Source organism: Methanocaldococcus fervens AG86 (assembly GCF_000023985.1).
In the GTDB taxonomy this organism is placed as follows: domain Archaea; phylum AGJL01; class Methanococci; order Methanococcales; family Methanocaldococcaceae; genus Methanocaldococcus; species Methanocaldococcus fervens.
Map to the genome: position 1 here is coordinate 1,406,749 of NC_013156.1, position 20,932 is coordinate 1,427,680.

Here is a 20,932-nt window from a genome sequence, read left to right on the forward strand (position 1 = left end):
TAATGTTTTATGGTGGTTAGATGAGAAAGACAGCAGTAATTTTATTTATAATAATAAATATCCTGCCCTTGGCTATTTTGGGAATATACTTATATGAGAATATAGGAGGAGCAGAAAATGTTAATGAGGTTGTAAAAAATTCACCATTTAAAGAATTCGTTTATATAGATCATAAAACTCTCATGATACTTAAAGACTCTGGTAATATCCAAAATGTTCCAGAAATACTTAAAGAATCTTTGATTTTTATTAACGGCATTTATATTGGAGATCATGGAAGTGTTGGAATTAAAATGCCATTAGGATTTTTAGTTAAATATATTCCAATTGAGAACTTTGAATATTACAACGGAGTTTTAATAACAAATCCAAGCGAATCTGATTTTGGTAAAGCGGAAATAAATGATTTAATCAGCACAATTCCACAAGATTATAAGGATGTCATTATATATAAACAAGATTATGCAATAGGTATATATTATGATTTGAAGACAAATAAAACTCATGTTGTATATGTTTTTAAAAAATCTGATTATTCTGAAATTAATACTGAAATGCTTGAAGATAAACTTCTACAGGAAACAAATGCTGTTAGCTGTGAAGTAATTAACATGGGAGATAAAGTTTGTGTTTATTTGGAGTTTAATGGAATAAACTTGGATTTAATGAACAATGGGATATCATGAAGGTTGTAATAACAAGACCTAAAGAAAGGGCTGATGTGTTTTCTAAATTATTGAAAAAAGAAGGATTTGAGCCGATAATATTTCCAACTTTGGAATTAATATACAATAAAGATATAAAAGTTAATTTAGATAATTATGATTGGATAGTTTTTACATCTCCGAGTGGAGTTATTGGCCTATATAATATAATTGAGGAAGCCCAGAGGGAAGAGGTAAAAAATAAAAAAATCGCTGTTATTGGAGAAAAAACCGCAAAAGCTTTTAAAGAATATTTTGGTAGAGAAGTTGATGTAATGCCAAAAGAATACACTGCAGAATCTCTTTTAGAAGAGATTAAAAAAACCGCCAAAAGTGATGATAAATTTTTAATTCCCACAACACCATCAACAAGAGATGTTTTAAAAAATAACCTAAATGCCGATTTACTGTTTGTGTATAAATCAGTTGAGCCTGAAAATCTAAAGGAAAATATTGAAAAATTAAAAGAAAATATAAAGGATGAGAGGTTTATCTTAACATTTACAAGTGGATTAACAGCTAAAAACTTTTTTAAATACGTTGATGATGAATTTGCCGAGATTATAAAAAATAATTACATAGTTGCTATAGGACCGATAACAGCAAAAGTTATTGAAGAATTTGGATTTAAACCATTAATTCCAAAAATATATACAATTGAAGGGATTTTAGAAGTTATTAAAATGATTAAAGAGGGAAAGAATGATTAACTTAAACGATAGGGTCATTATAAAAAAAGCTGTAGAGAAGATAAACAAACTCGCTGAGAAGGTTGATAGTTTAAAGATTATGCACGTTTGTGGAAGCCATGAGCATACAATCTGTAAATATGGAATTAGGGATGTATTGCCTGAAAATATATCCGTTGTTCCAGGTCCTGGCTGTCCTGTTTGCGTAACAACTCAAAAAGAGATTGATACAGCTATATATTTGGCAGATAAAGGTTATGTTATAACAACACTTGGGGATATGTATAGAGTTCCAGGAAGTGAAAAATCTTTGATGGAAAAGCAATCTGAAGGCTGTGATGTTAGGATTGTATACAGTATAAGTGAAGCTGTAAAAATGGCTAAAAAAGAAAAGGACAAAAAATTTGTTTTTGTAGCAATTGGTTTTGAAACTACAGCTCCAACAACGGGAGCTGAGCTAATAAATTTAAAAAATAAAGATATTGACAACTTTTTTATACTAAACTGCCATAGGCAAACCCCTCCTGTAATGGAGTTTTTGTTAAGCGAGGGCGTTTATTTGGATGCCTTTATCTGCCCAGGGCATGTTTCAACTATAACTGGTTTAAAGCCTTATTACGAGCCATGTAAAAAATATAACGCTCCAATGGTTGTTGCAGGATTTGAGCCAGTTGACGTGTTAATGGCAATAATTATGATTTTAAGACAAGTTATAAATGGAGAGGCAAAGGTTGAAAATGAATATACGAGGGTTGTAAAGCCAGAGGGTAATGTTTTAGCTCAAAAAATAATAAATGAGGTTTTTGAAAGTATAGATATTCCTTGGAGAGGATTCCCAGTTGTTAAAAATGGCGGTTTTGGATTAAGGGAAGAGTATAGGAAATTTGATATTTATGAGCATGAAGATATTCCTGAAATTAAAGAAAAAGTTCCTAAGGGCTGTATATGCGATAAGATTTTAAGAGGAGAAAAGCTTCCAACTGACTGCCCATTATTTGGAAAGGTTTGCACGCCATTAAATCCAGTTGGCAGCTGTATGGTATCAGATGAAGGGACATGTAGAATATTTTACAAATATCAGAGGATTTAGTTCAACCTTTTACTAAAAGGTTGATCAAAACGGATGCATTAAGGAATGGCTTTCAGCCCTTCATAATGTCTCTTATTTGAGCATCTAATAGAAGAATTTCCGTCGTTCTATTGTATTATTCTCTTTTATTTGATAGAACTTTTTTACTAAAAGTTTCATATCAATGGGGTAAATCCCTTATGGTGTTATTGCTTTTTTATATGCATCTAAATTTATCATGATTTATCATTATAGATTAAAGGCAATTTGTCATTATTTTTCATTAAAGACATTTATCATGATTGTTCATGAGCAAAAAAGAATATATATTAGTTTTTTCAATGATATAAGTGAAAACAATGAAGTAATGGGGTGATACTATGAACGCAAAGATGCACTACCTACATATGGTTAATCAAGAGCTTGAAGAATTGGAGAATATAAAGAGAGATTTAACGAGATCATACAGAGGTAGCGAAGCAACAAAATTCATGGGATATGTATTAGCTGGATTAGTTATAATATCTGCTGTTGCACCTATTTTATTCTAAATTGTGAAAATTTACAGAATAAAAATAGTTTGGACTATTTTTAAGGATAAATTGTCATTATCTATCATTACAAAATTAGATATTAGAAAATTTAATAACCAATATGTAATTAAAGAATTTTCAGATTAATTTTTTATATTTTTTAAACATATTTCTATTAAAAAATTTTATGGTGAGGTTATGAAAAAACTTGATGTTACTGGAGATATTTGCCCAGTTCCAGTTTTAAAAACAAAAAAAGCTTTAGAAGAATTAAATGAAGGGGAGGAGTTAGAAGTTGTTGGTGATTACAAACCAGCATTGGAAAACATAAAAAGATTTGCTGAAAATAATGGATACACAGTAGTTTCTGCTGAAGAAACAGAAAATGGATTTAGAATTGTAATAAGAAAATAAGGTGAAAAAGTGAAATTTACAGTAATTATTACAGAAGCTCCTTATGGAAAGGAGAGAGCTTACTCAGGGTTGAGATTTGCATTAACAGCTTTATTGGAAGGGATTGATGTAAATATCTTCTTAATTGAGAACGGAGTTTATGTTGCTAAAAAGGAGCAAAATCCTTCAGAAATGCCAAACTATTCAGAGCTGTTGAAGAATGCAATTGAGTTAGGGGCTGTTGTTAAAGCTTGTGGACCTTGCTGTAAAGCAAGAGGTTTAAAAGAAGAGGATTTAATTGAAGGAGTTCAATTAGCTACAATGCACGACTTAGTTGCCTTTGTTAAAGAAAGTGATAACGTAGTTACATTCTAATTTTGTTTTGCTTTTTTATATTCCTCTACAAATCTTTTATAACAAAGGTTTAAAACTTCTTTTATAACCTTCTCTTTACTTTTACTTTTATCATAAGGGACATTTAACCCACCAGCTTCACCATGCCCCCCACCACTTCCTCCCAACTCTTTCCCAATCTTTTCCATTAAATTACCTAAATGCACATACTTAGAAACATGCTTCCTACATCTTGCACTAACTCTAATCTCCCCTTCCTTTTTCCTAACAGCTACAACAAATGCTATATCTGCCCCAATACTTACAATTGTTTTTGCACATGAGGCCTCATGAGAACTAACGTGAGATAAAGCTATTCTGAGCTTGTCAAACTCTCTAATCTCCATCCTACTACATGCCTTTAAATGGGCTGTTCTCTTACTTGCATCGCTCTCCTGAGATAATAAATACAAAATCTTTTGGAAGCTTATGTCTTTTATTAAATAACTGATTAACTCAAATGTTTTTGGCTTGGCTAACTTTAAATGCTTAGTGTCATAGACAATTCCACATAATAAAGCTATTCTGATATTCTTTGGTGGAAATATATTCAACTCCTTAAAAATCTCTGCTATGATTTCAGATGTTGATGGATAATCCTCCTTAATTATATAATACTTGCAGATATCCGCCAAATCGGTTTTTTTGTGATGATCTATCAAAATAACCTCTTTCTCCTTTAACTCATCAAAATTAACCTTTAATTGATTTATTGAAGCAGTATCAACTATAAACACAGTTTCTGGTAGTTTAGGATAAACCTCAACATCCACTTTTTCTCCAATTTCATTTAAAATGTTTCTTGAAACCTTACTAACGGAATCTGCTGAAATCCTGAACTTTCCCTTTGGATTTAATTGAGAAGCTAAATATTTTAAAGCTATGCAGCTCCCGATTGCATCGGGGTCTGCATTGTGATGACATAAAAAAAGAATCTCATCTCTTTTTAAATAATCTAATAGCTCCATTTCACCCACCATAAAAAAATAAACTTCTTAAAATTTTGAAAATTTAAAATAATTAAAAACTTAAAAATTAAAAGAAAAATTATTTATTGTGCTGTAGGTATCATTTTTTGTAATTTTTCCTGTAATTCTTTTAATCTTGATTGTATTTTTTCTTCCTGTTTTTCTAATGTTTTTACCCTCAACTCCAATGTTTCAATTTTTTCTTCCAATTCTTTTTTAACTTCATCTTTTTTTCTCTTAACAAATAACCCCCCAACTAATTTATAGACTTCATCACTTGTAGATTTTTCCAATTCTTCTAAAGCTTTTTTACTTTCTTTTAATTCAGTCTCTACACCTTGTTTCTGCATTAAAATCATCTGTAATTGTTGCTGCAACTGCTGCAACTGCATTAACTGAGCTTGGATTTGTGGTGGTAATTCCATAATAGTCACCTCAAGTTAATATTTAGTTGATATTAAAATAATGGGAAATAATATAAAAATCTTTCCAATTTTATTTAATTCTAAAAATTTATTGAATTATTTTATTTAACTTGCCCTCAACAAATAGGGAGATGTTTTTATCAACGCTATCCCCTTCTGCATGATAAATATCTATTTTCTTACTAAATTTTTTGTAGTTCTCCTCATTTATGCTTTTACATATAAGTGCGTTAATTTTTTCTTTTATAAGAGCTTTTTGAATATTTTCATCATTAAAAATAACTTTTGTTCCTTTTATTTCATTATCCTCCATCCTAAAAATTAAAAAATACTTACAGTCTTCAAAACTGTCGCTAATTTTATCAACATCCATTGAAACAGCTATTTTCATAGTCCCAACTCACACGTCTGTTAAAAAATAATTTAAAAATATTGATTTTATAAATACTTTATCCTGAGAGGTAGACAAATCTCAAGGCAAATATTGCAGCTAAAACATAAACAAGCCAGTGAACTTCTCTCCACCTTCCCGTGAATACCTTTAAGATTGGATAGCTAATGAATCCTAAAGCAAGTCCTGTAGCTATACTATAGGTTAGAGGAATTGTTAATAGAGTTATGAATGCAGGAATTGATTCTGTGTAGTCCTCAAGATCAATATTCTTTATGGATTTTATCATTAAAGCCCCTACGATAACAAGAGCTGCTGCTGTAGCGTAAGGTGGAATTGCCTTAACTACCGGGTAGAAGAATAAGGATAGCAAAAATAAAGCTGCTACAATTACTGAAACAAAACCTGTTCTCCCTCCAAGTGCAATACCGCTTGCAGACTCTATATAAGTTGTTACAGTGGAGGTTCCAAATAAAGAACCAACAACTGTTCCAGTAGCATCTGCCATTAATGCTTCTTCAACTCTTGGTAGTTTTCCATCCTTATCCAAATATCCAGCCTGTGAAGCTAATGCACTTAATGTTCCCAATGTATCGAACATATCAACAAAGAAGAATGCTAAGACAATTGTCAATAACCCTAAGTTTAGAGCTCCCATTACATCAAGCTGTAGAAATGTTGGAGCTACGGATGGAGGCATTGATACAATTCCTTCTGGGAATGGTGAAACACCTAATATCATCCCTATCAATGAGGTTACAATAATTCCGATTAAAATAGCTCCAATTACATTTCTACTAACTAAGATTGATGTTAAAAATATTCCAAACAACGCCAACAATGTGGATGGCTCCATCAAATTTCCTAATGTAACCAATGTGGCTTCACTATCAACAATAATACCTGCATTTCTCAGCCCAATAAATGCAATAAAAAGCCCAATACCAACAGCAGTTCCGTATTTTATAGCGTTTGGTATAACGTTAAAAATCCAAGTCCTTATTTTTGTTAATGTTAAGATTATAAACAACACTCCAGAGATAAAAACAGCCCCTAAAGCAACTCTCCAATCAACACCCATACCCAAACAAACTCCATATGTAAAGTAAGCGTTAAGACCCATTCCTGGAGCTAGGGCAAATGGGTATTTAGCATACAAACCCATAATTAACGTAGCCATTGCCGATGCTATACATGTGGCAACCATGACAGCTCCAAAATCCATTCCAGCAACGCTTAAAATTTGTGGATTAACAAATATTATATATGCCATTGTCATAAACGTTGTTATTCCTGCGAGCGTTTCTATTTTTAAGTTGGTTCCATATTTTTCGAACTCAAAATACTTTTCAATAAATTTCATTTTCACCACCCAACATTGGCATAATATTCATTTATATAATTCAATGTTTTAAAAGCTTATAATAAAATAAAAGTTATGATTAGCCTTTAAATAGTTAATCCTTTAAGTTAGGTTATTAAAATTTATAATGGGTTTAATAATCAAGCTAATTTTCCAAAATTCTCCCCTCTAAATATTTTTCATATGCTTTAGTTATCTTAACTTTTTTAATCTCCCCAATACATTTAGCCCCATCCTTGACAACAACCATCAATCCACTATCTTGGAGATAGGCAATGGCATCTCTTTTATTTCTAAAATGCCTTTCTGATATTATAACCTCTAAAACTCTACCAATGTACTTTTTCTTTATCTCTAAATTTATTTTGTTGGCTGTTTCCCTAATTAATAAAGAATGTTTGGTGATATTTGGCTTAAAGTTTTGAAATGCAGACATTGGGAGGGGTCTAAATTTATAAACTGTTATTTTATCAATGTAATGCTTAATCTTATGCATAAAATTAACTGTATTCTTTGCCACTTTTTCATTTTCTCCTGGTAAGCCGTAGATGAAATAAACCTGTGCCTTTAAATTATATTTTTTTGCTATCTTTACAGCTTTTAAAACATCTTCTGGAGTTGTAGGTCTTCCTAATAACTTACAATGCCTTTCATCACCGCTTTCACATCCTATGTATATTGGAGTTTTCAAATACTTGCTAAATATCTCCGCAACTTTCTCGTTGAACAAATTTGCCTTTATATTTTCAATTAATACATTTGCGTTATATTTGTCAGCTAAATCTTTACATTTTGATAACAAAGATTCTATTGCCTCATAGTTAGGCTCTGGGAAATATGGATTTATTAGTTTTTTCCCCCTCTTGTAATCTAAAAAATCTGGGGCAGATAAAACAATCCTCTTAACTCCCTCTTTTAACAAATCCTCAACCTCTTTTAAAATATCTTCTTCATCCCTACTTCTTGCATATCCAAAGACAGATGGGACTGAGCAGAAACCACAACCTGGATTTATATTTAATGGGCATTTTAATGTTCCCTCTTTGCATAAATTGCATTTTTTATTGGTGCATAGTAACAGAGGTCTTTTAAAATTACTACACCCTCTAACAACCTCAACATAAACCCTTGCAGAGAAGTAGTTTTTATAATCTTTAATCTCAGTTGACGGTGTTATCAACTTTAAATCAGTTAAAATTTCCCTTAATGGATTTATTTTTAGTTCATCCTCATCGTAATCCCAGTAAGTTGTTCCTTTCACACCTTCAGCGTTAAACTCCTTTTTTATCAACTCCCTTATCGTTACCTCCCCCTCTCCAACTATACTTATATCCGCCTCTATTTTTTCTAAAAGGTTTATGTCATTGGCTACTGGTCCTCCAACAATTACATTACTGTTAGTTTTTAATTTAATTCGCTCAACCAATTTTTTAACACATTTAAAGTCAGAAGTCATTGCACTAATAAAAATTAAGTCGTATTTTTTAACATCGTTAATGTTTAAATCTTCTACTGGTTTAATCTTAGCTTCAATTCCCTCATTCTGCAAAATACCTTTAACCGTTCTCGGCCCAGCTCCAATAACATCCCTTGCTAAAACTCTTTTTCCATCACCAGAAGCTAAGCAATCAATAATTAATGCCTTCATTTTTTCCCTTATTTAGAATTTAGATAATCATAAATATCTTCAATAATAAAAATTTATACAGGTATTTAAAAAATGAAGGTGGTTTCATGGAAATCATACATCTAAGTGAAGTTGATTCAACAAACGAATACGCCAAAAAGTTAGCAAAAGAAGGGAAGAGAAATTTTGTGGTTTTAGCTGATAAACAAAGTACGGGAAAAGGAAGATGGGGAAGAGTTTGGTATTCTGACGAGGGAGGGCTTTATTTTACCATAGTTTTAGATTCTAATGAATACGATCCAAAGGTAATTAATTTAATAACTCCAATCTCTATAATTGAGACATTAAAAAACTACACCGACAAAGAACTTGGAATAAAGTTTCCGAACGATATAATGGTTAAAGTAAATGGGGATTATAAAAAGCTTGGGGGGATATTGGCTGAATTAATTAATGGTTACATGATTATAGGAATTGGAATAAATGTAAATAATCCAATAAGAAAAGAAATTAGAGAAATAGCCGTCTCTTTAAAAGAAGTCGTTGGGAAAGAAATAGATAGAGTAGAGATATTTAACGATTTCTTAAAAAGATTTGAAGATTATTTAAAGAAGCTCAAAAATAATGAGATTGATGATTATGAAATTTTAAAGAACTATAAAAAGTACTCAATAACTATTGGAAGAACTGTGAAAATCTTATTATCAAACAATGAAGTTATCACAGGAAAGGTTTATGATATTGACTTTGATGGCATTGTTTTAGGAACTGAGGAGGGTATTGAAAAAATTCCTACCGGAATTTGCATTCATGTAAGATAATTGGCTGATACTATGAAAATAATAAAAACTGAATATGATAAGATTAAGCCGTATATAACAAAAGATGGCTCAATAATTAGAGAGTTGATGCATCCAAACATTTATGAATGGGTAAAGCAGAGTTTAGCAGAGGCTATAGTTCCAGTAGGTTCTAAAACCTTGTTGCATAGGCATCACAAATCAGAGGAGATATACTACATATTAGAGGGAAAGGGATTGATGACATTAGGTGATGAAAAATTTGAAGTTAAAGAAGGAGATACGATATTAATTCCTCCAAAAACAGACCATAAAATTGAAAACATTGGTAGCGTTCCTTTAAAGATACTGTGCTGTAGTTATCCGCCCTATTCTCATGAAGACACAGAGATATTGGAAGAATAATCAAAAATATTTTAATTATTCTATTTTTATTTTTATTTTATTTTTAATCCAAAGGCGAATAAAAATATCCAAATAATCATCAATATTGCAATTAATACGGAAAGCATCATTAATCCCGGAGAATTTCCAAAAACTATTGGTATCGGCCCTATCATTACAATTCCAGAATATTCTACATCCTCTTCAGTTTCAGTATCTTTATACTCTTGATGGCTTGGTAAAAATATCCCTAAAGTCATTATAAAAAATCCTATAAACATCAATATAATACCTAAAAATATTAATATTGGTCTCATACCTATCCCTTTTTAAAATTAAAAAATAAAATAGTTTATTTTCCTAGAGGATAGTTGGGTGCTTCGTTAGTTATAATTATGTCATGAGGATGGCTTTCTATCTGCCCACTTGGAGTTATAATCACGAATCTTGCTTTTTCATGCATTTCTTTTATATTTTTAGCTCCACAATATCCCATTGAAGCTTTTAATCCACCAATTAGTTGGAATACAACCTCACTTACAGGTCCTTTATAAGGAACAGCTCCTTCAACCCCTTCAGGAACTAATTTTACATGTTTCATGTGGCTTTTTGCTGATTGGAAGTATCTGTCAGCTCCAGCTCCAACTCCTCCTGTCATTGCCCCCAATGAACCCATTCCTCTATACTGCTTGTACTTCCTTCCATTGATAACCATCAACTGCCCAGGAGCTTCGTCAGTTCCAGCCAATAAAGAGCCAAGCATAACTGCATCTGCTCCAGCTGCTATTGCCTTAGCTATGTCCCCACTATACCTTATTCCCCCATCTGCTATAACTGGAACCCCATATTCTTTTGCAACATCTGCAACTTCAGCAACTGCAGTTAATTGAGGAACTCCAACTCCCGCAACAACCCTTGTAGTGCAGATAGAACCAGGACCTATTCCAACTTTTAAAACATCTGCTCCTGATTTAATTAAATCTTCTGCTGCTTCTTTGGTAGCTATGTTTCCAACAATTAATTTTATGTCGGTTCCTTCCAACATCTCTTTAAATTTCTTTACATTTTCAACAACTCTCATGTTGTGAGCATGAGCACAATCAATAGCTATAGCATCAACTTCTGCTGCCTCAATTAAAGCCTTAGCCCTTTCAAAATCGTGTGGCCCGCAGGCAGCAGCAACTAATAATCTGCCCTTTTTATCCCTTGCAGCTTGAGGATATTTCCTTCTTTTTAAAATATCTCTTAATGTTATAATTCCAATCAATCTCTTTTCATCATCAACTATTGGCAATCTTTCAACTCTATTGGCATACATGAGCTCTAAAGCTTCTTCTTCTTTAATATCCTCTTTAGCACAAACAACATCTTTAGTCATCACATCTTCAACTTTTTTGGATTTATCTTCAATTGCCTTAACATCCCTATGCGTTATAATTCCAACTAATTTTTCTTCATTATCAACCACTGGCAAACCACTAATTGAATAGTTTTCCATTATGTTTATTGCATCTCCAATGGTATCTTCTGGAGAAACTGTAATAACGTCCTTAACAACTATTTCATCTGCTTTTTTTACAGCTTGAACTTGATGAACTTGGTCTTCAATTGTCATATTTCTATGTATAACCCCCAAACCCCCCAATCTTGCCAATGCAATAGCCATTTCTTTTTCAGTAACTGTATCCATTGCCGCAGAAATTATTGGAATATTTAACTTCAAACCTGCTAAATCTGTAGAAACATCAGTATCTTTTGGTTCTACGTAAGATGCATTTGGAACCAATAAAACATCATCAAATGTATATGCAGTCTTTGCCTCCATTAATTTCTTTAAAAACAAACTCTCACCTTAGTAACCTTTTTAAGTATATTTAGAAGAGGGGTATTTATACTTTTTATGTGGTGATTTTAAATATTTAACTTTTTAATTACAAAAAATTTTAAAAATATTTAAAAAGATTATAATTCAATAGGTGGAATGTATGAAAATTGGGGTGTCAACGAGCTTATTTCTGGATACAGATAAAACTTTATCTAAAGCCCTTGAAATTTTGGAAGAAAAAGTTAAATATGTGGAGTTGGGATGCGATGGGAACTTAAATATTATGTTAAAGGAAAATGTTGAGATAACTCAATCTTACAATTTAAAATATACTCTACACTGCCCAATAAGTGATTTAAATCTATCTTCTTATAGGGAAAGGATTAGAAAAGTTAGTTTAGATTTCATAAAAGATGTTTTAGAATCAGCAACAAAAGTTAATGCCAAATTATTGGTTTTACATCCTGGTTATTGTGTTTTTAAATATGATTATGAAAAATCTTTATCCTCACTAATAAAGAGTTTGAAAGAGTTAAACAATATTCAGGAAGAGTTTGGAGTTCAAATAACCATTGAAAATATGCCATCCTACGATATGTTCATGTTTAGGAACCCAGATAAAGAGATAATTGAAAACTTAGATGAGCTAAAAATAACATTTGATATTGGACATTCTTTTTTAAACAACAACATTCAAGATTTTCTAAAAATCTCCGATAAAATAGCTCATATCCATATACATGATAATAACGGAGGGTTTGATGAACATCTACCTATAGGCAAAGGAAAAATTAACTTTAATAATTTTAATAAAGATTTAAAAAACATTAATGTAATAAAGATGATAGAATTGCAAAATAAAAGTATTGGTGATTTGGATTTATGCATAAATAATTTAAAAAATCTTTTAAGGTGAAATTGTGGAAAAAATTTTGGAGATGGACGATTGGAAGGCTTATAAAATTCCCCATACCGTTGAAATTGACAATACCTCTGAGAAAACAAAAACATTTGTTGTTGAGTTCGAAAATAAAAGAAGGGCTTTATCAACGAGGGAGGGATTTAAAGAAGTAAAATATGTTGGAAATCACTCAATTCCTGAAATATTTTGGAATAAGGTTCATAGCTACAAAGATTATGAAAATCAAGTTTTGAATAAAATTGGTATTAAAAAGGAAGATATTGCTTTATTATCAACTGGAGCTAACATGGATAATTTGGCAGTTGCAAAAGAGGAGTTTGATGAGTTTTATGTTGTTGCCTTTACAACAGCTGGAGCTAAGTATAATGCAATAAGGTTGGGGGATGAGGAGGCTGATTACATTGAAAAAGATTTTAAAACGTATAAAGTAGTTGATGGAAAACTAATACCAAAAGAGGAAATAGGAACTGTCAATATCATCTTAATAACAAACGCAAATCTAACCGATGGAGCGATGGCAAGGGCGATAATAACGATAACTGAAGCAAAAACTAACGCATTCCAAGAACTTAATATAAGAAGCACAAAACATCCAGAACTTTTAGCTACTGGAACTGGAACAGATAATGTAATAGTTGTTAAAGGTTTTGGTAGGGGTGTTGATTACACTGGAGGACATACAAAGATGGGTGAGATGATTGCAAAAGCTGTTAAAAAAAGCGTAATTGAAGCTTTGATAAAACAAGATAGGATAATGATATAATATAATAAAAAATAATAAAATATTTAATTAAGCTCCAAACTTCTCATTTCTTCCTGTTAAATCCAACAGTATCTTCATTATATGCTCTCCTTTAATCCAGTGTAAAGCTCCTTTAGCACAAGCAAATTCATTAAACTCAGTTACGTCATCAACTCTAACACTCTTACCCCAAATAACTATTGGAATAGGGTCTGCCGAGTGGTCTTTCATCTCTATTGGTGTTGAGTGATCTCCAGTCAATACAAAATAAACTTCATCTTTTTTAATATGCTCAAATACATAGGAGAGCATTTCATCTATCTTCTCTAAAACTTCTTTTTTAAGCTCATATTTCCCATCATGGCTTGCTTCATCAGCTCCTTTTACATTAACTAAGACAAAATCATACTCTTTTAAAGCCTCAACTAAAGCCTTAGCCTTACCCATAAAGTTTGTTTTTGGAGTTCCTGTAGCTCCTTCAACTTCTATAACATCCAACCCAACCATTACAGCGATTCCTTTTATCAACCCAGTTCCGCAGATACAAGCTCCTTTCATATTGTATTTTTCAGAGAACTTCTCTATCTTTGGAACTACTCCTGCTCCCCTTGGTAATATTATATTAGCTGGAGGCAAACCTTTTTTTCTCCTTTCTTCATTTATTGGGTGCTTATCTAATTTTTCATAAACGATCTTTAATAATTTATTTAAAATCTCAGCAGTTCTCTTAGCCTCTTCTGAATCATCTAAAGGTTTTATTTCATCAACTTTAACCCCTTCCTCATGAGGGTCTCCATCGGTAACTCTGCAAGATAATCCCTCTCCTCTCAAAACTAAAACTCCTCTGTATCCTCTTGAAGATTTGAAAATAACCTTGACTCCATCAATCTCCAAACCATCAATTTCTTTTTCCAACTCTTCAGCCTCTTCTGGGCTTATTCTTCCAGCTCTTCTATCTAAAACAACGAAGTTTTCATCAACAGTAGCAAAATTGCATCTAAAAGCTACATCTCCCTCTTTTAAATCTAAACCAACACCAAAAGCCTCTAAAGGTCCTCTACCAGTATAAACCTCGTAAGGATTATAGCCTAAAATAGCTAAATGGGCTGTATCACTTCCAGGCCTTACACCAATATCTATGGCATTCATTAAACCACAAATCCCTTCTTTGGCAATTCTGTCCATTGTTGGAGTCTTTGCTTCTTTTAAAGGTGTTAAACCCTTCTCATTTGGCCTATCCCCCAATCCATCTATAACAAATATAACGCACTTCTCTTTCATCTTCTCCCTCACGTAATTATAAATCCTTCCTTGTCCTTATCTCCTTTTTTATTTTGGCTATAAATATTTTCTGTATCCTTTATATCGTTTTTTGCAATCAATATATCGGATTCTACTGGATTTTTTTCAACTTTATTTTTTGTATCCTTTTCTTTTTCATTTTTTATAGTTTTTTGTTGACGTTTTAATTTAAAATCTCCATCCTTATCTCCGCTAATCTCAAATTTGTTTAATAATTCTTTTATGTAGTATTCAAAATCATATAAAATGTTTAAATAGCTTGCATAGGCATCAAATGGTGTGTCAAAGTGGCTAAAATAGTTGTGAACGTCCATATCTCCAAAACCTTTAGTGCATTGATAATAAAAGTTATCGCTCGTTTGTAATATCTTATACATCTTATAAATTTCGTCAAATTTTCCTAATTTCTTTAATTTATTTTCATTTTCTTTTATGAATTCTCCAATATCCTTCAATTTTTCAAAAGATATTCTCTGCATCTTATTTCCTAACCATGCACTCACATCCCTCTCACTGTCTGCCCAAGATATTGTGGCAAATTCATGCACGTAAATCTCTCCTCTCGGCTCCAATCTTTCAACAGCTTCGCTGACATTAACTACTTCTAAATGCTCATGTTTAGCTATTTCCACAGGTAAATATCTTAAAAACTCAAATATCCCACATTCTTTCCAGTGATGCTCTCCAAACGTCTCATAATCCATATAGATGTTTATAACCTCTCCAGGTGTTGACGCCAGCCAAATAGCGTATTTATCAGCTGTTAGTGGATACTGGTCCCAATCCCTTGATGAAAATCTAAAACCTATGTCATCGCTCAACCTATAATTCCTTAGCAGAATTTTCATACCATCTGGAGAGTGATAGAGATAGTTTGGACTTCTCCATCCTAAAATTTTCTCTGTACCTTCTGTAAATATCGCCTTAAATCCTAAATCTCTTGCTATCCTCGCAATTCTGTTGTTATATATTAGCTCAGTATTTCTAAATACATCTGCTTTAAAACCAAAAATTTCTTTATAGAGATTTCTATGCATCTCAATGTCTTCAATAAACTCCTCTTCGCTTTCAAATAAGCTTGATAATGAATGGTGATAAGTTTCAGCAATTAACTCAACGTTTCCAGTTTTTACCAAATCTTTGAACAAATCTAACACGTATTCGTTAAATTCCAACGCTTGTTCTATAAAAACTCCAGTAATTGAGTAATTGACCTTAAAATCATACTCATCAATAAGCTCTAATATCAACTCGTTTGTTGGGATATAACATTTTTCAGCCACTTTGTTAAAAACTTCTTTATTTAATTTTGTATCCACATATTTTTCCCATAGTGAATTTCCTTTCTTGTTTACATCTTTATTCGACCTATGTGGTTGATGAACTTCAAAATTAAACGTTATTAACATATTTTCCCCCAATTATTTTTAGTTTATTTATGGAATTATGACATTGTCATCCTTATATAGGTAGATTAAAAACATTGCATTGCTCCAGCCCAAAGGCATTGCAGACATTGGAATGCCGAGGTCCTTATGTATCTGCTCTGGAAACAAACCGTTAAAGCTGTATTTAACTGCCCAATCAAACAATTTTTTAGATTTTTTTAAATATTTCTCTGCCATATCATTTTTATTTTTCTCTTTTAAAACCTTGGATAACCTTCTATAATATAAAGAAATCCACAATGTCGTTATAATCCATGGGTTCCCTCCAAAATAAACATCATTAGGATATCTCCCAATCCCACCAACTTTGTAGTTAAATGCATTTTCAATAGCCTCAGCTGTTTTTATCATCCTTTCATCATCAACATCAATTAAGTTAAATGGATAGCTCAATCCCAATATGCTAGCGTCTATCTCCTTATCCAATGGATTTATTGATTTAGCAAATCTTTCCTCATCTTCTAAATAAAATCTCCTTGGAACTTCCTTTTTCAAAAATTCAATAGCTTTTTCCCAATGTTTAACCTTATCCCTCATATCAACAGCTTTACTCATACTATAAGCAGCTTTTAATCCCGCATAGATTGCTCCCATAGTATATGCAAAAACTCCAAACTTTTCTTCCCATAAATCAAAGCATGGTGTGAAGTTTAAAGCGGCAGAAGTTAGATAATTTCCAGCTTTTTCTATAGTATTCCAATACCTCTCAACAAACTTTCTATTTCCAGTTAATCTATAATGCACATCCATAGCCCACAGTATAGAGCCAATTTGGTCAATCTGCATCGCTGTTAATCTCGGTTTTCCATTTGTGTAGTAGTTTTGTAGCCATGAACCATCATCATTTTGAATTTTAGACATGAATTCAAAGAATCTATCGGGAATTCCTCTAATTCCAAATAAATCTAATGCAACTGCTATATAAGCCCCATCCCTCCCCCAAACATACCTATAGTCTGGATGTAGTGAAGGAGCGGCTATAATCCCCCCATCTTTATCACAAAGCATTAGAAGAACCATTAAAGCCCTTTTAGCTATAGGACATATTTCTTTATCTGAATGAAATTGAGGATGGATATGTTCTTTTATATTTCCAATGCTATTTTTCCAATAGTTCATTGAAAGGTCTTTGATATGTACAGTATTGTTCATTATAATCTTTAACTGCTCGGTTATTATTGATAAATCTCCATCAAATTTTTGTAGAAGTATATAGATATTAAACGCTAAGCTCTTTCCTTTATCAATCTCTATATTCCACGATATTGCACTATCTGTCATCAGTCCATGGCTTTCTTTATGTTCCATCAACAATCCGTTTTCAATATCTACGTATGCACTGTTTTTGCTGTATCTGTTTCCACACTGGAACGAATCTATCTTTTTATTACTTCCAATGCAGAAAACATATTTTTCGTTATATTTAACGATACATCCCTCATCCTCTAAAAATCTTACGGCATTTTCTGTAGGATACTCCCCAATCCTTAAATTTTCATAAAAAAATAGCTTAAAATTCAATTTTTTATCGAGTTTATTTTTTATATGCAACCTTCTAATGATTACATTGTGCGAAACTGGAACAAAATCTTTAATTGTCAATATTATTTTATCGTCTTCCAGTATAGTTTTGAATATATTTGTTTCTTCAATATATTTTTGAGAGATGTCCCAATCATCATCCCAATGCCATTTTACTTTTTTATCATACACTGCCAATGCAGAATCGAAGAAATGGGTTTCATAACCCACATGAGGATAGAAAACATAACTAATTTCCCCATAATCTCCGATTTTTACTAATAGGTTGTTATTTCCAATTATTCCGCCCATATAAATCACGCTAAAATTGATTTAAAATTATTTAATTCAAAATTAATATTTAGAAACAAAAAATAAGATTTAATTTTATTTTTATTTTATTTCAGTTTAATAATCCACTTTTTGACATCTTTCAATACAAATATTTTATCTTCCCTTGCCAACCATCCAATAGCCATTTTTACAATATTGGAGTTATATCCCTCTTTTCTTAAAATTTTTTCTATTTGGGATAAGCTTTTCTCCCCTCCTTTCAGTAGGTGGTAGACTCTTCCAGCGGTTTCACCAATTTTTCCCCACATATCTTCCATATTATCGCCTCATCATCTCTATAGCTACTTTATAAACTTCTACAGTTTCTTTAGCTATGTTATCCCAACTATACTTTTCGTAAGCATCCTTTTTGGCGTTATTAACAATATACTCCCTAAACTCCCAGTCAGATAAAACCCTATCAACCCCCCAAGCAATTGACTCAGGATTTTTTGGATAGACCCAAATGCCATTATACTCATGCTGTATAATCTCTCTCAACCCTCCAACCGAGCTTACAACTACAGGTGTTCCAGCGGCCATAGCCTCTAAAGCCACTATACCAAACGGCTCATAGATTGAAGGAATTACAGCCAGATCAGCTGATTTGTATAATTTTTTTAGCGTATCACCATTAGTAAACCCTAAAAAAACTACTTTATGCCGTACCCCCAATTGATAGCATAAATCTTCCAAATAACCCCTCATGTCCCCAGACCCGGCTATAACCAACTTTACATTATGCCTTTCAAGGATTTTTGGCATTGCCCTTATTAAATACTCTACTCCTTTTTGATACGTTAATCTTCCAACAAATAAAATCATCTTTTCATCATCATGAATGCCCAAACTTCTTCTAAAATTTATTCTCTCTTCCCAGCTCATATTAATATCAAACTCCCAGGGATTTATACCGTTATAAACAACTTTAACCTTATCTTCTGGCGTATTGAATGTGGAGCAAACCTCCTCTTTCAAAGAATAACTTACAGTTATTACCTGGCAGGATTCATAGGTTGAGAGATACTCTATCGTATGTATCGCCTTTGAATCATCTGAATGCAGCCCTCCACACCTTCCAATCTCCGTGCTATGTATTGATTGGACATAAGGCATTTTACATGCATGCTTTAAATTTGCCCCTACAAAGTGTGTCATCCAATCATGGCAGTGAATTACATCATATTTATCAACCCCTAAAATCCCCAACTTTTTTTCCATCTCTTCAGCCATGAATGTAGCCCAGGTTAAAAAATGCGGATGAGTTATTGGTTTTACTCTATAGACGTTAACTCCATTTATGTTTTCATAATCCGGCATGTTATAACTAACAGTTATGACATCTACTTCATGTCCATTCCTAACTAAACCCTCTGCCAAACCTTTGCAATGAATTGCCAAACCTCCAACGATTCTTGGAGGATACTCCCAGGTTATTATCGCTACCTTCATAATATCATCATATAGCAAGATTTAAATAAGCTCGTTAATAGAAATTATTATGTTGATAATATAAAAAGGTTGTGATATCCATGAAAATAGCAATTCTTGCTCCAACGATAACCCCTATTGTCTCCTATGGTGGATTAGGAGATGTGATGAGGGATTTACCAAAATTTTTAAAAAATGGTAATGATGTTTTAGTCTTAACAATAAATCATTACAATAGATATTTTGATATCCCTCATGAAGTTGTTAAAAAAATAACTGTTGTTTATAAAGGTTCTAAGATTAAATTCGATGTTTTAAAGACGAGGCATCCAACAACCGGTGTTGAGTTGATTGTATTTAGCAATGAAGAAATTAACAACTTAGATGTTTGGGATCCTATAAAGTATGAAATCTTTGCTGATTTGGTTGTTGAGTGTTTAAATGATGTGGGTGATATTGATGTCGCCTCTGGGCATGATTGGATGTGTGGTTTAGCTATAGCCAAATGTAGTGATATATTGGATTTGCCAACAACTTTGACTATACATAATGAGGCTTTTAAAGGGGAGATGGTTGAGTATAAAGGAGAGGTTATGACTTTCTTAGAGTTGGGAATTAAATATGCCGATGCAGTCAACACCGTAAGTCCTACACACGCTGAAGAGATAAAAAACTGCCCATATATAAAGAAATATTTGGATGGTAAGCCATTTGTTGGAATTCTAAATGGTATAGATATAGATGAATACGACCCTATAAAAATAATAGATAGAATGATAACCCTTTCAAATAACAAACTCGATCCGAGAAATTACGCTTATATCTCACCGTACTCAGCTGAAGATGCTTATGATGTAAAGCCAAAAATAAAATATTCGTGGTTTTATAAGGGAGGGGTTTATGAATACGTTGAAGATTGGAATAAAATAAAAGATAGGGGAATTTCAGCTACGGAAGTTGAGGTGCATGGTGGACTGAAGGGGGAGGTTGAAACTCCATTAATTGGATTTGTAGGTAGGGCTACATATCAAAAAGGATTTGATGTAATGTTCGAAGCAATTCCTGAACTTTTAGAAAAACATGACATAAGATTTGTATTTTTAACAAAGGGGGAGAGGGAAATTGAAGATAAATTAAAAAATCTCGCTGAGGAATATGATGGAAAGATTTTGGCTTTAATAGGTTATTCTCTCCCACTTTCATCGCTGGTGTTTGCTGGAAGTGATTGGATGGTTATGCCTTCATATTGGGAGCCGTGTGGTTTGGTTCAAATGGAAGCGATGGCGTACTGCACTCCAGTTATAGCCACAGAGACTGGGGGTTTAAAAGACACTATAATACCTCTCCACTACAACCCTTACGAATTCCCAAACTTTAATAAAGCAACAGGTGTATTATTTAAAGTACCTGATAAAGCAGGATTTATGTGGGGTGTTGAACATGCGTTAAATTGGACATTTTATAAAGTTAGTGAGGTGTGTATGTTTTTACAGTATGAAGCATACAAATGCCCTACTCGACCATATGACGAAAACGCCCCTCTTTCCATGATGATGAGAAATTGTTATTACCATGTTCTTAGAAACTTAAGCTGGCAGAACTCTCCATCTATAAGGAGATACAAGGGTTTGTTTGGTGGTGCAGTTTACAATCATTATTTAAAATAGGA

23 protein-coding genes are annotated in these 20,932 nt (G+C 32.5%); 11 read left to right on the forward strand and 12 right to left on the reverse strand.

What is annotated here, in order from left to right; translation table 11 throughout:
- Positions 1-20 precede the first annotated feature (20 nt).
- The 6 genes from MEFER_RS07550 to MEFER_RS07570 all read left to right on the forward strand — a co-directional run bounded on the left by MEFER_RS07550 (position 21) and on the right by MEFER_RS07570 (position 3,763).
- Positions 21-686, forward strand: a complete 666-nt coding sequence (locus MEFER_RS07550) for a hypothetical protein (protein ID WP_015792029.1) — start codon at positions 21-23, stop codon at positions 684-686.
- A complete protein-coding gene (locus tag MEFER_RS07555; protein ID WP_015792030.1) occupies positions 683-1,414 on the forward strand; it encodes a uroporphyrinogen-III synthase in 732 nt (243 codons plus the stop codon). The genes MEFER_RS07550 and MEFER_RS07555 overlap by 4 nt, the downstream gene beginning before the upstream one ends.
- Complete coding sequence (gene hypD / locus MEFER_RS07560) at positions 1,407-2,483, forward strand: hydrogenase formation protein HypD (protein ID WP_015792031.1); 1,077 nt, start codon at positions 1,407-1,409, stop codon at positions 2,481-2,483. Before MEFER_RS07555 ends, hypD begins: the two co-directional genes overlap by 8 nt.
- 359 nt (positions 2,484-2,842) lie before the next feature.
- On the forward strand, positions 2,843-3,013 hold the full coding sequence (locus tag MEFER_RS08445) for a hypothetical protein (RefSeq protein WP_015792032.1): 171 nt from the start codon (positions 2,843-2,845) through the stop codon (positions 3,011-3,013).
- 180 nt (positions 3,014-3,193) lie between these two features.
- Complete coding sequence (locus MEFER_RS07565) at positions 3,194-3,409, forward strand: sulfurtransferase TusA family protein (RefSeq protein ID WP_015792033.1); 216 nt, start codon at positions 3,194-3,196, stop codon at positions 3,407-3,409.
- A 9-nt stretch (positions 3,410-3,418) separates the two neighbouring features.
- The gene (locus MEFER_RS07570) at positions 3,419-3,763 is read left to right on the forward strand and encodes a DsrE/DsrF/TusD sulfur relay family protein (protein WP_015792034.1); all 345 of its coding nucleotides are present in this window, start codon (positions 3,419-3,421) and stop codon (positions 3,761-3,763) included.
- Here the strand turns inward: MEFER_RS07570 and MEFER_RS07575 are convergent.
- The 5 genes from MEFER_RS07575 to MEFER_RS07595 all read right to left on the reverse strand — a co-directional run bounded on the left by MEFER_RS07575 (position 3,760) and on the right by MEFER_RS07595 (position 8,576).
- Positions 3,760-4,749: a DHH family phosphoesterase gene (locus MEFER_RS07575; protein WP_015792035.1), complete on the reverse strand. Its 990-nt coding sequence runs from the start codon at positions 4,747-4,749 to the stop codon at positions 3,760-3,762. The two genes, MEFER_RS07570 and MEFER_RS07575, sit on opposite strands and share 4 nt — an antisense overlap.
- Before the next feature lie 83 nt (positions 4,750-4,832).
- Positions 4,833-5,174: a prefoldin subunit beta gene (locus tag MEFER_RS07580; protein WP_015792036.1), complete on the reverse strand. Its 342-nt coding sequence runs from the start codon at positions 5,172-5,174 to the stop codon at positions 4,833-4,835.
- An 88-nt stretch (positions 5,175-5,262) separates the two neighbouring features.
- The gene (locus MEFER_RS07585) at positions 5,263-5,565 is read right to left on the reverse strand and encodes a NifB/NifX family molybdenum-iron cluster-binding protein (protein WP_015792037.1); all 303 of its coding nucleotides are present in this window, start codon (positions 5,563-5,565) and stop codon (positions 5,263-5,265) included.
- Positions 5,566-5,623: 58 nt separating this feature from the next.
- Complete coding sequence (locus MEFER_RS07590) at positions 5,624-6,928, reverse strand: NCS2 family permease (RefSeq protein ID WP_015792038.1); 1,305 nt, start codon at positions 6,926-6,928, stop codon at positions 5,624-5,626.
- Positions 6,929-7,073: 145 nt separating this feature from the next.
- Positions 7,074-8,576, reverse strand: a complete 1,503-nt coding sequence (locus MEFER_RS07595) for a B12-binding domain-containing radical SAM protein (RefSeq protein WP_015792039.1) — start codon at positions 8,574-8,576, stop codon at positions 7,074-7,076.
- 86 nt (positions 8,577-8,662) lie between these two features.
- Here MEFER_RS07595 and MEFER_RS07600 point away from each other — a divergent pair, with 86 nt between their 5' ends.
- Positions 8,663-9,376 (forward strand): biotin--[acetyl-CoA-carboxylase] ligase, encoded by a 714-nt coding sequence (locus MEFER_RS07600; protein ID WP_015792040.1) that lies wholly within the window; start codon positions 8,663-8,665, stop codon positions 9,374-9,376.
- A 12-nt stretch (positions 9,377-9,388) separates the two neighbouring features.
- Positions 9,389-9,760: a cupin domain-containing protein gene (locus MEFER_RS07605; protein ID WP_015792041.1), complete on the forward strand. Its 372-nt coding sequence runs from the start codon at positions 9,389-9,391 to the stop codon at positions 9,758-9,760.
- Between the two features lie 32 nt (positions 9,761-9,792).
- Here MEFER_RS07605 and MEFER_RS07610 read toward each other — a convergent pair whose 3' ends face one another.
- Positions 9,793-10,056, reverse strand: a complete 264-nt coding sequence (locus tag MEFER_RS07610; protein ID WP_015792042.1) for a TIGR00304 family membrane protein — start codon at positions 10,054-10,056, stop codon at positions 9,793-9,795.
- 35 nt (positions 10,057-10,091) lie between these two features.
- Positions 10,092-11,582, reverse strand: a complete 1,491-nt coding sequence (guaB, locus tag MEFER_RS07615; protein WP_015792043.1) for an IMP dehydrogenase — start codon at positions 11,580-11,582, stop codon at positions 10,092-10,094.
- 142 nt (positions 11,583-11,724) lie between these two features.
- On the opposite strand from guaB, the gene MEFER_RS07620 reads away from it, so the two are divergent.
- Positions 11,725-12,480 (forward strand): sugar phosphate isomerase/epimerase family protein, encoded by a 756-nt coding sequence (locus tag MEFER_RS07620; RefSeq protein WP_015792044.1) that lies wholly within the window; start codon positions 11,725-11,727, stop codon positions 12,478-12,480.
- A 22-nt stretch (positions 12,481-12,502) separates the two neighbouring features.
- Positions 12,503-13,249, forward strand: coding sequence for an adenosylcobinamide amidohydrolase (locus tag MEFER_RS07625; RefSeq protein ID WP_394296029.1), 747 nt, complete (start codon positions 12,503-12,505; stop codon positions 13,247-13,249).
- 27 nt (positions 13,250-13,276) lie between these two features.
- On the opposite strand, the gene MEFER_RS07630 is transcribed toward MEFER_RS07625, so the two are convergent.
- The 5 genes from MEFER_RS07630 to MEFER_RS07650 form a co-directional block, all read right to left on the reverse strand.
- Complete coding sequence (locus MEFER_RS07630) at positions 13,277-14,509, reverse strand: 2,3-bisphosphoglycerate-independent phosphoglycerate mutase (protein WP_015792046.1); 1,233 nt, start codon at positions 14,507-14,509, stop codon at positions 13,277-13,279.
- Between the two features lie 8 nt (positions 14,510-14,517).
- A complete protein-coding gene (locus MEFER_RS07635) occupies positions 14,518-15,939 on the reverse strand; it encodes a glycoside hydrolase family 57 protein (RefSeq protein ID WP_015792047.1) in 1,422 nt (473 codons plus the stop codon).
- Between the two features lie 27 nt (positions 15,940-15,966).
- Positions 15,967-17,811, reverse strand: coding sequence for a glycoside hydrolase family 15 protein (locus tag MEFER_RS07640; RefSeq protein WP_015792048.1), 1,845 nt, complete (start codon positions 17,809-17,811; stop codon positions 15,967-15,969).
- A gap of 86 nt (positions 17,812-17,897) precedes the next feature.
- The gene (locus tag MEFER_RS07645; protein WP_015792049.1) at positions 17,898-18,110 is read right to left on the reverse strand and encodes a winged helix-turn-helix domain-containing protein; all 213 of its coding nucleotides are present in this window, start codon (positions 18,108-18,110) and stop codon (positions 17,898-17,900) included.
- 1 nt (position 18,111) lies between these two features.
- On the reverse strand, positions 18,112-19,284 hold the full coding sequence (locus MEFER_RS07650; RefSeq protein ID WP_015792050.1) for a glycosyltransferase family 4 protein: 1,173 nt from the start codon (positions 19,282-19,284) through the stop codon (positions 18,112-18,114).
- A gap of 80 nt (positions 19,285-19,364) precedes the next feature.
- Here MEFER_RS07650 and MEFER_RS07655 point away from each other — a divergent pair, with 80 nt between their 5' ends.
- A complete protein-coding gene (locus MEFER_RS07655; RefSeq protein ID WP_015792051.1) occupies positions 19,365-20,930 on the forward strand; it encodes a glycogen synthase in 1,566 nt (521 codons plus the stop codon).
- Positions 20,931-20,932: the final 2 nt, after the last annotated feature.

Bases quoted from the DNA above. Each gene is read 5' to 3' on its own strand.
- MEFER_RS07635 (WP_015792047.1), bottom strand. From the start codon at position 15,939: ATGTTAATAACGTTTAATTTTGAAGTTCATCAACCACATAGGTCGAAT.
- MEFER_RS07645 (WP_015792049.1), bottom strand. From the start codon at position 18,110: ATGGAAGATATGTGGGGAAAAATTGGTGAAACCGCTGGAAGAGTCTAC.
- MEFER_RS07550 (WP_015792029.1), top strand. From the start codon at position 21: ATGAGAAAGACAGCAGTAATTTTATTTATAATAATAAATATCCTGCCC.
- MEFER_RS07595 (WP_015792039.1), bottom strand. From the start codon at position 8,576: ATGAAGGCATTAATTATTGATTGCTTAGCTTCTGGTGATGGAAAAAGA.
- MEFER_RS07620 (WP_015792044.1), top strand. From the start codon at position 11,725: ATGAAAATTGGGGTGTCAACGAGCTTATTTCTGGATACAGATAAAACT.
- hypD (WP_015792031.1), top strand. From the start codon at position 1,407: ATGATTAACTTAAACGATAGGGTCATTATAAAAAAAGCTGTAGAGAAG.
- MEFER_RS07630 (WP_015792046.1), bottom strand. From the start codon at position 14,509: ATGAAAGAGAAGTGCGTTATATTTGTTATAGATGGATTGGGGGATAGG.
- MEFER_RS07580 (WP_015792036.1), bottom strand. From the start codon at position 5,174: ATGGAATTACCACCACAAATCCAAGCTCAGTTAATGCAGTTGCAGCAG.
- MEFER_RS07640 (WP_015792048.1), bottom strand. From the start codon at position 17,811: ATGGGCGGAATAATTGGAAATAACAACCTATTAGTAAAAATCGGAGAT.
- MEFER_RS07610 (WP_015792042.1), bottom strand. From the start codon at position 10,056: ATGAGACCAATATTAATATTTTTAGGTATTATATTGATGTTTATAGGA.
- MEFER_RS08445 (WP_015792032.1), top strand. From the start codon at position 2,843: ATGAACGCAAAGATGCACTACCTACATATGGTTAATCAAGAGCTTGAA.
- MEFER_RS07650 (WP_015792050.1), bottom strand. From the start codon at position 19,284: ATGAAGGTAGCGATAATAACCTGGGAGTATCCTCCAAGAATCGTTGGA.
- MEFER_RS07555 (WP_015792030.1), top strand. From the start codon at position 683: ATGAAGGTTGTAATAACAAGACCTAAAGAAAGGGCTGATGTGTTTTCT.
- MEFER_RS07625 (WP_394296029.1), top strand. From the start codon at position 12,503: ATGGACGATTGGAAGGCTTATAAAATTCCCCATACCGTTGAAATTGAC.
- MEFER_RS07575 (WP_015792035.1), bottom strand. From the start codon at position 4,749: ATGGAGCTATTAGATTATTTAAAAAGAGATGAGATTCTTTTTTTATGT.
- MEFER_RS07600 (WP_015792040.1), top strand. From the start codon at position 8,663: ATGGAAATCATACATCTAAGTGAAGTTGATTCAACAAACGAATACGCC.
- MEFER_RS07585 (WP_015792037.1), bottom strand. From the start codon at position 5,565: ATGAAAATAGCTGTTTCAATGGATGTTGATAAAATTAGCGACAGTTTT.
- MEFER_RS07565 (WP_015792033.1), top strand. From the start codon at position 3,194: ATGAAAAAACTTGATGTTACTGGAGATATTTGCCCAGTTCCAGTTTTA.
- MEFER_RS07655 (WP_015792051.1), top strand. From the start codon at position 19,365: ATGAAAATAGCAATTCTTGCTCCAACGATAACCCCTATTGTCTCCTAT.
- MEFER_RS07605 (WP_015792041.1), top strand. From the start codon at position 9,389: ATGAAAATAATAAAAACTGAATATGATAAGATTAAGCCGTATATAACA.
- MEFER_RS07590 (WP_015792038.1), bottom strand. From the start codon at position 6,928: ATGAAATTTATTGAAAAGTATTTTGAGTTCGAAAAATATGGAACCAAC.